We start from the raw sequence: 12,164 nt of genomic DNA, 5'->3' as shown, positions 1-12,164 counted from the left end.
GTGGTAGCCCCGACGGGATTCGAACCCGCGCTACCGCCTTGAGAGGGCGGCGTGCTAGGCCGCTACACAACGGGGCCCCTAGCTGCTTCAGTCACCCTGACCGGGCGGCTGGCGCGAGATAAAACTTTACAGCATGGTTCGCGCAGATTCCAAATCGGGCTCCTGCGGGACCTCTCGCAACCGACACATCTTCGCATATCCAGGGATGACGATGCTCTGGAGGCTCAGCCCCAAGCCCCGTGGGGGGCGCCGCTCACCACGATGTGACGCAGGTCACACCCGCCGCCGGTCCCGCCGCACCCCTCTCCGCTCCCGCCACCCCTTGCCGCCTCGTCGCGCGTTATGTAAAGTTGAGCGCAAGCCACTCAACTTAGCGACAGCGCGCTTCACTGACAGGAGGAACCCCATGACCGCGCAGCCCTACTCCCCCGACGCCGCCGAGCAGCAGAGCGCCCTCGAGCAGTTCGGTCAGGACTTCACCGCCCTGGCCGAGCAGGGCGCGCTCGACCCGGTCATCGGACGCGACGAGGAGATCCGCCGCGTCATGCAGGTGCTGACGCGCCGCACCAAGAACAACGCGGTGCTCATCGGCGAGCCCGGCGTGGGCAAGACCGCCATCGTCGAGGGGCTCGCGCAGCGCATCGTCGCCGGCGACGTCCCCTCCTCCCTCAAGGACCGCCGGGTCATCGAGATCGCGATGAGCTCGATCGTCGCCGGCGCGGCGTTCCGCGGCCAGTTCGAGGAGCGCCTCAAGGCCGTTCTCAAGGAGGTCGAGGAGTCCGAGGGCCGCATCATCCTCTTCGTCGACGAGCTCCACACCATCGTGGGCGCGGGCCGAGCCGAGGGCTCGGTCGACGCGGGCAACATCCTCAAGCCGATGCTCGCGCGCGGCAAGCTGCGCATGATCGGCGCCACCACCCTGAACGAGTACCGCGAGCACGTCGAGACCGACTCGGCCCTCGAGCGCCGCTTCCAGCCGGTGTACGTCGGCGAGCCCAGCATCGAGGACACCGTCGCGATCCTTCGCGGCCTTCAGGAGAAGTACGAGGTCCACCACGGCGTGAAGATCACCGACGAGGCGATCGTGCAGTCGGCGCGCCTGTCCGACCGCTACATCAGCGACCGGTTCCTTCCCGACAAGGCGGTCGACCTCATCGACGAGGCCACGTCCGCGCTCAAGATGCAGCTCGACTCGATGCCCATCGAGCTCGACCGCGCGCGCCGGCGCATCATGCAGCTCGAGATCGAGCGCACCCAGGTCGCCAAGGACAAGTCCGAGCACGCCAAGCAGCGCCGCGAGGAGATCGACCGCGACATCGCCCGGCTGCGGGAGGAGTCCGAGGCGCTCAACATGCGCTGGGCGCGTGAGAAGGACCTCATCGTGCGCGTGTCGACCGCGACCGAGCGGCTCGAGTCGCTGCGCGGCGACCTCGACCGCGCCGAGCGCCTCGGCGAGCTCGAGCGCGCCGGCCGCATCCGCTACGGCGAGATGCCGGCCGCCGAGAAGGAGATCGCGGCGGCCCGTGCCGAGCTCGACGGGATCCCCGGCGAGGAGCGCATGCTGCGCGAGGAGGTCACCGGCGAGGACATCGCCTCCGTGGTCGCGCGGTGGACCGGCGTACCGGTCGAGAAGCTCCTCACCGACGAGTCGGGCAAGCTCTCCCACCTCGAGGATCGCCTGCACGAGCGCGTGATCGGCCAGCACCGCGCCATCGCGAGCGTGTCCGACGCGATCCGTCGGGCCCGCGCCGGCATCTCCGACGCGAACCGGCCCATCGGCTCGTTCCTGTTCCTCGGCCCCACGGGCGTGGGCAAGACCGAGCTCGCGCGCGCCCTCGCGGAGCAGCTCTTCGACGACGAGCGCGCGATGATCCGCATCGACATGTCCGAGTACATGGAGAGCCACGCGGTGAGCCGCCTCATCGGCTCCCCTCCGGGTTACGTGGGCTACGACCAGGGCGGTCAGCTCACCGAGGCCGTGCGTCGGCGCCCGTACAGCATCGTCCTGTTCGACGAGGTCGAGAAGGCCCACCCGGATGTGTGGAACGTGCTGCTCCAGGTGCTCGACGACGGCCGGCTCACCGACGGCCGCGGCCGCACGGTCAACTTCACCAACACCATCATCGTGATGACCTCGAACCTCGGCTCCGACCTCGTCCTCGCGTGGGACGGCGAGGACCGGGGCGCGCTCGAGGCGTCCCTCCAGGAGGTGCTGCGCCGCGCGTTCCGGCCCGAGTTCCTCAACCGGCTGGACGACGTGGTGGTCTTCGACCGCATCGACCCCGCCGCCATGGAGGGCATCGTGGGCACCGAGCTCGCGAAGAGCATCGCGCGGCTCGAAGAGGCCAAGGAGGTCACCCTGACCGTGGACGATGCGCTGCGGGCCTCGCTTGCGAAGGACGGATTCGACCCGGCCTTCGGCGCCCGACCGCTCAAGCGGCTCATCCAGACGCGGCTGCTCAACGCGCTCGCCAAGGAGATCGTCGACGGGCGCGTGCGCGAGGGCGACGCGGTGACGGCGGGCTGGGACGGCGAGCGCGTGACGCTCAGCGTCGGCTGACCCGCACCTCGCCCCGCCTGCCCGCCTGCCCACCCCTGCCCGCCCGCCCCGGCGACCGTCCTCCACACAGGATCTGCCACTCGCGGGCTGCTGGTCGCGGTTCGCACCGAGAGTTGCATAGCGTGACCGTTCACACCCGCGGGCACGTGTGGAGGGCGGTCGGGTGGCCGGGCCGCTTCTCGCTGACGCTCAACCCACCGTCACCGGAAGCCGGTAGGTGACGGCGAGGAGCCCGAGCGGTGGCTCGACGGCGGTCAGCGGCTCAGCGGCCGCGCAGCCCCAGGACTCGAGCAGCACCACCAGGTCCGGCCTTCCGCACGCGGCGGCGAGGTCGACTGCGTTGTGACCGCTCGAGGTCACGCGCGCCGGGTCCGCGCCGGCGTCCAGGAGCATCTCGATCCGCGCGTCATCGACGCCCGCGCATACGGCCCATCCGAGCGGGGTGATGCCCGCGCCGTCGGGCACGTCGGGATCCGCACCGGTGGCGAGCAGCACGGCCAACGCCTCATCCCCCGCGCTCACGGCCGCGGCATGCAGCGGCGTGGCACCCAGCGTGACCGGCTGGACGGCCGTCGGATCGGCGCCCGCGTCCACGAGCGCTGCGATCATCTCGGCGGTGCCGAGCTCGGCCGCGAGCTCGAGCGCCGTGCGCCCGGACCGCCCGACGGCATCGAGGTCGACGCCGGCGGCGCAGAGGGCGTCCACCGCCGCAAGCGCATCGTCGGCGACCGCATGCTCGATCGCGAGCCGCCCATCGGAGAGCGTGAGGTCGGCGACGCACCCGCCGAGCAGCATGAGGTGCACGGCTTGCGCGTCGTCCGCGGCGATCACGGCGGCGAGGACGTCGTCCTCGGCGCCGGTCGGGGACGGCTCCTCCCCCGCCGCCGCGCCCGCGCCGAGCAGGGCGGCAAGGACGATGGGGACCGTACCCCGGATCACGATCCCACGCTAGGACGGGCCGCCCAGGGCGCTCGGGACCTTGGTCCTACCGCGCCCGGCTCCGCCGGTCAGGCCCCGGAGCCGTCCCAGCCGTCGAGGGTGCCGTCGTCGGCCGCGAGCGCATCGAGATCGCGCCGCGGCAGCGTCTCCGTGATGCCGTCGAGGCGCTTCCAGTCGGGGATCGCGGTCCTCTCGCCGGGCCGTGGCACGAACCTCGCCCGCTCCCCGCTGCGGTGGACGTAGCGGCCGCAGTTCGGGAACACCCGCCCGACGGTCACCTCGACCACCGCCTGCGCGCCGTGGTGCGCCTCGACGCGCGCCGGATCCGTGACCACGACCGCGGTGCCGTGGACCCGGAGCCGCCAGGGCCTGCCCTCGTCGATGAACAGGAGCGCGACGCGGCCGTCGTCCTCGATGTTGCCGAGGGTGCGCCACATCCCGTTGCCGTCGTAGCTGGGCAGCTCGAGCGTCGAGGGCCCGGTCACCCTGACGAAGCCCGGGTCGCCTCCCTTGTACGAGACGTCCGGCCAGCCGTCCGCGTCGGTCGTCGCGATCCACACCTTCGACTGCTGCGCGATCAACGCGGCATCACCCTCGTCGAGCCCCTCGCGCACCGCGCCGCCCGCGATCGCATCGGCCAGCCTCCGGGTGTCGAAGCGGTCCTGGAGGCCGCGCGCGCCGTCGCCGTACAGCCGTCCTGCCCGTGCCTCGTCGGCCATCATCGCCCCCCGCTGCCGCCGGTGCCACCCACCCTGGCATACCCGCGGGAGAACGAGAAAGGGCCCGCCATGAGGCGGGCCCTTTCATCGAAGAGCTGGGCTACAAGGATTCGAACCTCAACTAACGGAACCAGAAACCGTCGTGCTGCCAGTTACACCATAGCCCAATGCGTTCCAGCGGAACGGAGAACCACTTTACCCGACTTCCGCCCAGAAACCAAAATCGGCCTAGCCGGTGCGGGAGAGCGAGTCGAAGACCATCACCCCCGCCGAGTCGGCTCCACAGTAGTGGCCCTGCGCCCCGAAGTAGGTGTCGTCATCGTTCCCCCCTGGCAGATCCGCGAGCACCGCCACGGTCCCGGTACCCGCGACCGCGTCGCCGGCGCGGTAGACCTCGTCCGAGATCTCGGCCGTGCCCTGCTCCCCCGGCACGGTGCTCGGAGGCCAGACGATCCATGGGACGCCACCCGAGTCCCGGTCGAGCATGAGGCACCCGTTCTCCAGCGCGACGATGGTGCCGGTCACCTGGAGGCGCGCGCCCGGGATGTAGCCCGCCTGGTCCTGCCGCGCGAGGTAGCCCGTCGCGATCGAAGCGCTGTCGCTGTCGTCGCCGCAGCCCGCGAGCAGCGCCGCGACGCACGGGGCCGCCGCGCATGCGACGAGCGCACGCCGCGCCTCACCCCGCAGAACCCTCGCCATGCCGACACCGTACGCCGGGGCCCCGACGTGCAGGCAGGTAGGTGGCTCGATCGTGACCTGCGCGGCGCGCACCCGGAGACCCGGGAGCGCGCCGCTGCGGAGCCTCAGAGCACCGCGACCAGATCGCAGCGCGCCTTGTCGTTGGCGGTGCCGAGGAAGGGCTCGGCGCCGACGATGCCGTCGACCGCGGCGCGCACGGCGGCCTCGCTGGGCGTGTAGCAGTTGACCAGCGCGCCGACCATCGGGACGTCCGCGAGGTGCGTCGGCACGCCGAAGGACACGAAGACCGTCGGCACCTGGCCGGCCCACCACGGGGCCGCAGGGCCCATGGCCATCGGCCATCGCAGGCGCGACACCGTCGACTGCGCCCCGGCACCCACGTAGTGCGCGACCACCACGGCGGCGTCGAACTCCCCCTCGACCGCCACGTTGCCCTCGGCGATCACCCTCATGTAGTCGCCGAGGCTGCGGACCGGCGGCTGCTTCGTCGGGAACGACACCTCGAAGCCGGCGGCCGTGAGCTCCGCGGCCATCCACCGCGCGATGGGCAGGTGCTCGACCGGGATGGGGAACTCGGGATTGCTCGCGAGCTCGGAGTTGATGACGAGGCGGATCCGCCGGTGCGTCTCGGGGGTGAGCGGGAGCACCCCCTTGTCGATCACCAGCGTCGCGGACCGCCGTGCGACGTCCTCGCCGATGGCGCGATGCGCGGCGCGGTCGACCTCGGGCCGCGCCTGCGCGACGGCGCCGGGTCCGCACAGCCCCATCGACACCTTGAGCGCCAGCACGCGGGTGACGGCCTCGTCGATCCGGGCGGCGGAGATCCGCCCGTCCCGTGCGCCCGCGAGGACCGCGCTGAAGTCCGCCTCCGCGTCGCGAAGGAACAGCAGCAGGTCGCAGCCGGCGACGACCGCGTCGACGAGCAGGTCCTCGCGACGGCCCTGGCTCGTGAAGCCGACCATGTGAGTCGCGTCGGTCACCGCGACGCCGTTGAAGCCGAGCTCGTCGCGCAGCAGCGTCGTCGTGATCTCCGGCGCGAGGGTCGCCGGGCGGACCGGCGCATCGTCCCCGGCCAGCTCGCGCGTGAGCGCGGGAAGCGCGATGTGGCCGATCATGATGGTCGGCACGCCCGCCTCGATGAGCGCGCCGTACACACGCCCGAAGGTGCCGCGCCACTCCCCCGCGTCGAGCGTGTTGACGGTCGCGACGACGTGCTGGTCGCGCTCATCGACGCCGTCCCCAGGGAAGTGCTTGGCGCACGTCGCGAAGCCGTGTCCGTCCGCACCGTCGACCGCGCCCCGGTGGTAGGCCTCGGCGTACTCGGCGACGTCCGCCGCCGTGTCGCCGAAGGCACGGTGCGAGGCGACGGCGTTTCGCCAGTTGAGGTGGATGTCGGCGACAGGCGCGAAGGCCCAGTTGGTGCCGGCGGCGAGCCCTTCGCGGGCGCACACGCGGCCCAGGTCCTCGGCGGTCGCCGGATCGCCGGTCGCGACGCACTGCAGCGGCGCGCCGATGAGCGTGCCGTCGCTCGCCGCGCCGTCGCCGCCGAACTCGAGGTTCGCGCCGACGAGGAGCGGGAGGTCGGCAGCCTCGTTGAGGCGGTCGACGAAGGCGGCGACCTCCTCCGCGGTGCCGCCGCCGGGCCGGACGCCCGCGTACTGGAAGCGGCGCATCTCCTCGACGGACCCGTCTCCGATCTCGGCGTGCGCGACGAAGAGCTGGCCGACCTTCGCCTCGAGGGTCATGGCCTCGACCGTGCCGGCGACCCACGACCGCTGGTCCTGCGTGAGGGAGTACGGGGCGGCGGACAGGTCCGTGGTCATGCGAGGGCTCCCTGGGCGGTGACGGAGGGGATTGCGGATGCGACCGCGTCGCGGTCGAGGGGGTGGTGGCACGCGACGGCGCGCTCGGGGCCGACCATGGTGAGCGGCGGCAGCACCTCGGCGCAGCGGGAGGTCGCGGCCAGGCACCGGTCGCGGAACGAGCAGCCGGTGGGCCTGATGCGCGGCGACGGCGGGTCGGCATCGGTCATGCCGGGATCGCCGAGCGGGACGCCCGGCTCCGGGACGGCCGCCCTGAGCGCCGCCGTGTAGTGATGTGCGGGGGCGGCGAGGATGTCCTCGGTGGGGCCGATCTCGCACAGCTGCCCCATGTGCAGCACCGCGACGGTGTCGCTGACGTTGCGGACCACCGCGAGGTCATGGGAGATGAAGAGCATCGCGACCTGCTCCTCGTCGACCACGCGGCGCAGCACGTTGAGCACCGTCGCCTGCACCGACACGTCGAGCGCGGAGACCGCCTCGTCGGCGATGAGCACGGCGGGCTCGCTCGCGAGGGCGCGGGCGATCGAGACGCGCTGCGCCTGGCCGCCGGAGATCTCCCCGGGCTTGCGCGGGCCGAGCGTGTCGGCGTCGAGCCCGACCACGGTGAGCAGCTCCCGGACGCGCGCGGCGCGCTCCGCCTTGGCGACGCCGCGGTTGCGCAGCGGCTCGGCGATGTTCGCCTCGACCGTCATGAACGGGTTGAGCGAGCCCACGGGGTTCTGGAACACCATCTGAATGTCGCCTCGCGTCGCGCGGTCGCGCCGCACACGGTCGCCCGCCTGGGCCTCGCCGCGCAGCAGGACCTCGCCCGACGCGGGCTCGACGAGCCCGACCACGGCCTTCGCGATGGTCGACTTGCCCGAGCCGGACTCGCCGACGAGCGCCAGGGTCTCCCCTGCGCGCATCGTGAAGCTCACGTCGTTGACGGCGTACACGGTCGAGCGTCCCGAGGTGAAGCGCACCTCGAGGTCGTTCACCTCGAGGACGGGCGCCTCATCGGCGGGGGTGGTCACCTCGGTCACTTCGCGGCCTCCTGCTCGTCCTGCTGGTCGGCGACCGCCCAGCAGTGGGCGGTGTGCCCCTCGGCGACGGTCACCGCCGGGGGTCGTGAGATCGCGCAGCGGTCCTGCGCGAGGGGGCATCGCGCCGCGAACGGGCATCCGGCGCGCGGCGCGCTCAGCGGTGGCAGGCTGCCGCCGATCGCGGGCAGCTCGCGCTGGATCGGTCCGGTGAGCCGCGGGATCGCCGCGAGAAGCCCCTGGGTGTACGGGTGCGCCGGCTCCGAGGCGACGATGCTCGTGGGCCCGGACTCCATGATGCGACCCGCGTACATCACGACGGTGCGGTCCGTGCGGTCCGCGAGCAGACCGAGGTCGTGCGTGACCAGCACGAGGCCCATGCCGGAGGCCGCACGGACCTCCTCGAGGAGGTCGAGCACGCGGCGCTGGACCGTGACGTCGAGCGCGGTTGTCGGCTCGTCGGCGAGCAGCAGGTCGGGGTGCGCGGCGATCGCCGCGGCGATGCCGACGCGCTGGAGCATGCCGCCGGAGAACTCTCCGGGGTACGCCAGCGCGCGCGCCTCGGGGTCGGGCACGCCGACCGACCGCAGCAGCTCGACGGCGCGCGACCGCGCCTCGTCCCCCGGGACCCGTCGGCGGTTGGTGATCGCCTCGACGATCTGCTTCCACACGCGCACGGTCGGGTTGAGCGAGCGCATCGGGTCCTGGTAGATCATCGAGGCGAGCGCGCCGGCGCGCGACCTGATCTGCGCCTCGGTCGCGCCCAGCTGGTCCTCGCCGGACACGCGGACGGTGCCGCGGATGTCGACCACGGTGCCGCGCGGGCGGATGCCGAGGATGGTCCGCGCGAGCACGGACTTGCCCGAGCCCGACTCGCCGACGATGCCGACGGCCTCGCCCTTGCGCACCTCGAGAGAGACGCCCTCGAGCACGTAGGTGACCTTGTCGCCCGAGATGAAGTTCACCTCAAGATCCTCGACCTCGAGCGCGGGCGCCTCGATGGCGGTGGCGGTCATGAGTACCTCTCCTTCGCGCGCTCCCCGATCGTGGTGATCGCCATGACGGTCGCGGCGAGCGCGAGCGCGGGAGCGAGGGTGATCCAGGGCGCGGTGGCCAGGTCGGCGCGGCCCTCGGCGATGATGCCGCCCCACGAGGGGGCGGGCGCCGCGAGCCCGTAGCCGAGGAAGCTCAGGGAGCCCTCGGCGACGATGGCCGCGGTCATGGCGGTGAACGCGTAGGACACCAGCGCGGGCGCCACCGCGGGGAGCACCGCCTTCACGAGGATCCGCGGCGTGGGCGTGTCGATGAGCACGGCGGCCTTGACGTAGTCGCGCTCGCGCACCGTGAGCGCGATCGAGCGCGTGACGCGGGCGAAGGCCGGGATCATCAGCAGCCCGATCGTGGTGCCGATGCTCGTGATGGAGGGTCCGCGGAAGCTCACGATGGTGATGATGAGCAGCAGCGCCGGGATCGCGAGCACGGCGTCGATGAGGAAGCCGATGACGTTGTCGAGGGCGCCGCGGAAGTAGCCGGCGGCGACGCCGATGAGCGTGCCGCCGACCGCCCCCACCACCAGGGTGATGACCGCGACGACGAGCGAGTTCTGCGCGCCGGCGACGGTGCGCGCGAAGACGTCGCGCCCGTTGCCGTCGGTGCCGAACGGGTGGGCCAGGCTCGGCTCGAGCTTCGCGGAGGTGAAGTCCTGGAAGTACGGGTCGAGCAGCGGCGTGGCGATCGACACCAGCGTGAGCACCGCCAGGACGATGAGCCAGCCGGCGGCGACGGTGGTGGCGGCCGTGTCCAGCCGGCGCCGGCGGCGCGTGGCGCGGACCGCGGCGTGGACGTCGCGTCCGGCCTCAGCTGCGAGCGACATGGGCGATCCTCGGGTCGATGAGTCGGTAGCTGAGGTCGACGAGCAGCGTCGCGGTCACCATGGCGGCGGCCAGGATGATCGTGGTGCTCTCGATGACCGGGTAGTCGCGCTGGCCGATCGCGGTGGAGACGTAGCGCCCCATGCCGGGGATCGCGTACATCGTCTCCACGACGAGCGTGCCGCCGAGCGCCATCCCGAGGTTGAGGCCGACGAGCGTGACGAGCGGCAGCGACGCCGGGCGCAGGGCGCGGGCGAGCAGCAGCCGCGCGGGCTTCATGCCGCGCGCCTGCGCCGCGTGGATGTACGTGCTGTCGAGCACCTCGTCCGCATCGGCCCTGAGGGCGCGGAGGTAGACCGCGGCCTCGGCCAGCGCCATGGTGGTCACGGGCAGGATCAGGTGCGTGAGGTGACCCAGCGGGTCCTCGGAGAACGGCACCCAGCCGGTGGCCGGAAGCACGCGGAGCACCACCGCGAACAGGTAGATGAGAAGCATGCCGAGCACGAAGCCGGGCATGGAGAGCAGCACGAAGGCGAGGACCTGCGAGACGCGGTCGAGCACCGAGCCGGGGCGCCACGCGGCGCGCAGGGCGACCGGCAGCGCGATGACGAGCGCCACCGCGAGCGACACGAGCACGAGCTCGAGGGTGACGGGCAGCCTCTCCGCGAGCTGTCCGGTGACCGCCGCATCGGTGATGATCGACGTGCCCAGGTCGCCGTGGACCAGGCCGTCGAGCCAGTTCCACAGGCGCGTGAACGGGTCCGCGCCGAGGTTGTACTTGTCGTTGAACGCCGCGATCTCCTCGTCCGTCGCCTCGAGGCCCAGGGCGGCCAGAGCGGGCGAGCCGGGGAGCATCATCGGCGTCGACATCGCGAGGACCGCGACGAGGAGCAGGACGCCGAGCGCCCTGACTCCCCGTCGCGCTGCAAAGTGGATCATCCCTCGGCGTGCCACATCAGACGGGTCTGCACGGACACCTGCGGGCGGTTCTCGAAGTCCTCGACGCCCTGGAGGGTCTCGGGGTTGTAGATCACGCCCGCGAGGTTCTCGGTGTACATGACGAGCGGGGCCTCGTCCCACACCTGAGCGGCGACGGAGTTGAGGAGCACGCCGCGCGCGTCGTGGTCGGTCTCCCCCGCGAGCTCGGCGAGCATCGCGTCGACGTCCTCGTTCGAGTAACCCATGAAGTTCGCCAGGCCGCCGGTGCCGACGAGCATCGACAGGTTGGTGTCGATGTTGCCGAACAGCGAGGTGGTGAAGTCGAGCATCTGGTACTCGCCGGAGTAGAGCGCCGCGCCCCACGTCGCCATGTCCGAGGACTGGATGGTCATGGTGATGCCCACCTCGGCGAGCATCTGCTGCATCGCGGCGGCGCGTGCCGCCGCCTCGGCGCGACCGTCGGTCAGGTACGAGAACTCGAAGCCGCCGATCTCGTCGACGATGGCCTGGGCCGCCTCCGGGTCGTAGGCCGGCTGCGGGTCGGTGATGTCGTAGCCCGAGGTGGTCTGGAGCACGCTCGTGGCGACCGCGCCGGTGCCGTCGTTCGCGACGGCGAGCAGCGCCTGCGGGTCGATCGCGAGGACGACCGCCTGGCGCGCCTCGACCGAGTCGAACGGCGCCGCGTACGAGTTGAAGAGGCCGAACGAGGTGGCCGAGTTGCCCGTCGCGGTGGCGAGGCCGTCGGCCTCCGCACCGGTGAACTGGCTCGGGACCTCCGACCAGATGGCGTCGACCGCGCCGGAGACGAGCGACTGGTAGCGCGAGTCGGCGTCCGGGAGGATCTGGAACTCGACGGTGTCCGCGTGCGCGGCCTCGCCCCAGTAGTCCTCGCGCTTGGTCATGGTGATGCCGGTGCCGGCCGAGTACTCGGTGGTGACGTACGGGCCGGTGCCGAGCGGGAAGCCGAACTCGTCGGTCGCGGTGGTCGAGGCGATCTGGCCCAGGTCGCGCGTGAAGTACTGCGGGAACGAGGCGTTGGGCGCGACGAGCGTGAAGCGCACCTCGGTCGCGGACACCTCCTCCATGTTCGCGATGGTGGCGACCGTGGCGCGCGAGGCCGAGGTCTCCTCGGTGCCCAGGCGCTGGACGTGCGCGATCACCGCGGCCGCGTCGAGGACGCTGCCGTCGGAGAAGGTGACGCCCTCGCGGAGCGTGAGCACCCACTCGCTCGAGGTCTCGTCCGCCGCCTCGAAGGACTCGGCGAGGAACGGCACCAGCTCGCCGGCCTCGTCGTACTGCATCAGGGCGTCGAAGATCGAGTTCGCGACGGACTGGACGGTCTGCGACGAGATCGCGCCCGAGGCGGGGTCGAGCGATGCGATGTCGCGGTCGAGGCCGTAGACGATGGTGCCGCCGTCGACGGGCTCCGAGGCGGAGGTCTCGGTCGAGGCCGAGGAGGACGACGCGACATCCGCGGAGTCGGACGGTGCGCAGGCGGCCGCGGTGAACGCGAGGCTCGCGGTGAGCGCGCCAAGGCCGACGAGCTTGAGCGTGGAAGGCATGGGTGTTCCTTTGCTGATGAGTACTGCTGGTGA

10 protein-coding genes and 2 tRNA genes are annotated in these 12,164 nt (G+C 72.0%); 1 reads left to right on the top strand and 11 read right to left on the bottom strand.

Features of this window, described 5'->3' with window-relative positions; all coding sequences use genetic code 11:
* Position 1 precedes the first annotated feature (1 nt).
* A tRNA-Glu gene (locus tag TR42_RS13285) sits at positions 2 to 77 on the bottom strand.
* A gap of 329 nt (positions 78 to 406) precedes the next feature.
* Here TR42_RS13285 and TR42_RS13280 point away from each other — a divergent pair.
* Positions 407 to 2,560, top strand: coding sequence for an ATP-dependent Clp protease ATP-binding subunit (locus TR42_RS13280; RefSeq protein ID WP_052406134.1), 2,154 nt, complete (start codon positions 407 to 409; stop codon positions 2,558 to 2,560).
* A gap of 189 nt (positions 2,561 to 2,749) precedes the next feature.
* Here TR42_RS13280 and TR42_RS14475 read toward each other — a convergent pair whose 3' ends face one another.
* From TR42_RS14475 to TR42_RS13230, 10 genes are all read right to left on the bottom strand, one after another.
* A complete protein-coding gene (locus tag TR42_RS14475) occupies positions 2,750 to 3,499 on the bottom strand; it encodes an ankyrin repeat domain-containing protein (RefSeq protein WP_052406132.1) in 750 nt (249 codons plus the stop codon).
* A 68-nt stretch (positions 3,500 to 3,567) separates the two neighbouring features.
* The gene (locus tag TR42_RS13270) at positions 3,568 to 4,218 is read right to left on the bottom strand and encodes a pyridoxamine 5'-phosphate oxidase family protein (protein WP_042216710.1); all 651 of its coding nucleotides are present in this window, start codon (positions 4,216 to 4,218) and stop codon (positions 3,568 to 3,570) included.
* A 95-nt stretch (positions 4,219 to 4,313) separates the two neighbouring features.
* Positions 4,314 to 4,385: transfer RNA gene (locus TR42_RS13265), tRNA-Gln, on the bottom strand.
* 61 nt (positions 4,386 to 4,446) lie between these two features.
* Positions 4,447 to 4,917 carry a hypothetical protein gene (locus TR42_RS13260; RefSeq protein ID WP_042216708.1) on the bottom strand — a complete coding sequence of 157 codons (471 nt, stop codon included), beginning with the start codon at positions 4,915 to 4,917 and terminating at the stop codon, positions 4,447 to 4,449.
* Between the two features lie 104 nt (positions 4,918 to 5,021).
* Entirely contained in the window at positions 5,022 to 6,740 is a 1,719-nt protein-coding gene (locus TR42_RS13255; RefSeq protein ID WP_052406130.1) for a glycoside hydrolase family 3 protein, read from the bottom strand.
* Positions 6,737 to 7,762 carry an oligopeptide/dipeptide ABC transporter ATP-binding protein gene (locus TR42_RS13250; protein ID WP_042216706.1) on the bottom strand — a complete coding sequence of 342 codons (1,026 nt, stop codon included), beginning with the start codon at positions 7,760 to 7,762 and terminating at the stop codon, positions 6,737 to 6,739. Before TR42_RS13250 ends, TR42_RS13255 begins: the two co-directional genes overlap by 4 nt.
* Positions 7,759 to 8,775, bottom strand: coding sequence for an ABC transporter ATP-binding protein (locus tag TR42_RS13245; RefSeq protein ID WP_042216705.1), 1,017 nt, complete (start codon positions 8,773 to 8,775; stop codon positions 7,759 to 7,761). The genes TR42_RS13250 and TR42_RS13245 overlap by 4 nt, the downstream gene beginning before the upstream one ends.
* Positions 8,772 to 9,632, bottom strand: a complete 861-nt coding sequence (locus TR42_RS13240) for an ABC transporter permease (RefSeq protein WP_052406128.1) — start codon at positions 9,630 to 9,632, stop codon at positions 8,772 to 8,774. The genes TR42_RS13245 and TR42_RS13240 overlap by 4 nt, the downstream gene beginning before the upstream one ends.
* On the bottom strand, positions 9,616 to 10,569 hold the full coding sequence (locus tag TR42_RS13235; RefSeq protein ID WP_042216703.1) for an ABC transporter permease: 954 nt from the start codon (positions 10,567 to 10,569) through the stop codon (positions 9,616 to 9,618). The genes TR42_RS13240 and TR42_RS13235 overlap by 17 nt, the downstream gene beginning before the upstream one ends.
* The gene (locus TR42_RS13230; protein ID WP_042216701.1) at positions 10,566 to 12,131 is read right to left on the bottom strand and encodes an ABC transporter substrate-binding protein; all 1,566 of its coding nucleotides are present in this window, start codon (positions 12,129 to 12,131) and stop codon (positions 10,566 to 10,568) included. Before TR42_RS13230 ends, TR42_RS13235 begins: the two co-directional genes overlap by 4 nt.
* Positions 12,132 to 12,164 lie beyond the last annotated feature (33 nt).

Source organism: Demequina mangrovi (genome assembly GCF_000759715.1).
Lineage (GTDB): Bacteria > Actinomycetota > Actinomycetes > Actinomycetales > Demequinaceae > Demequina > Demequina mangrovi.
This window is presented reverse-complemented; position numbering and strand designations above follow the sequence as displayed.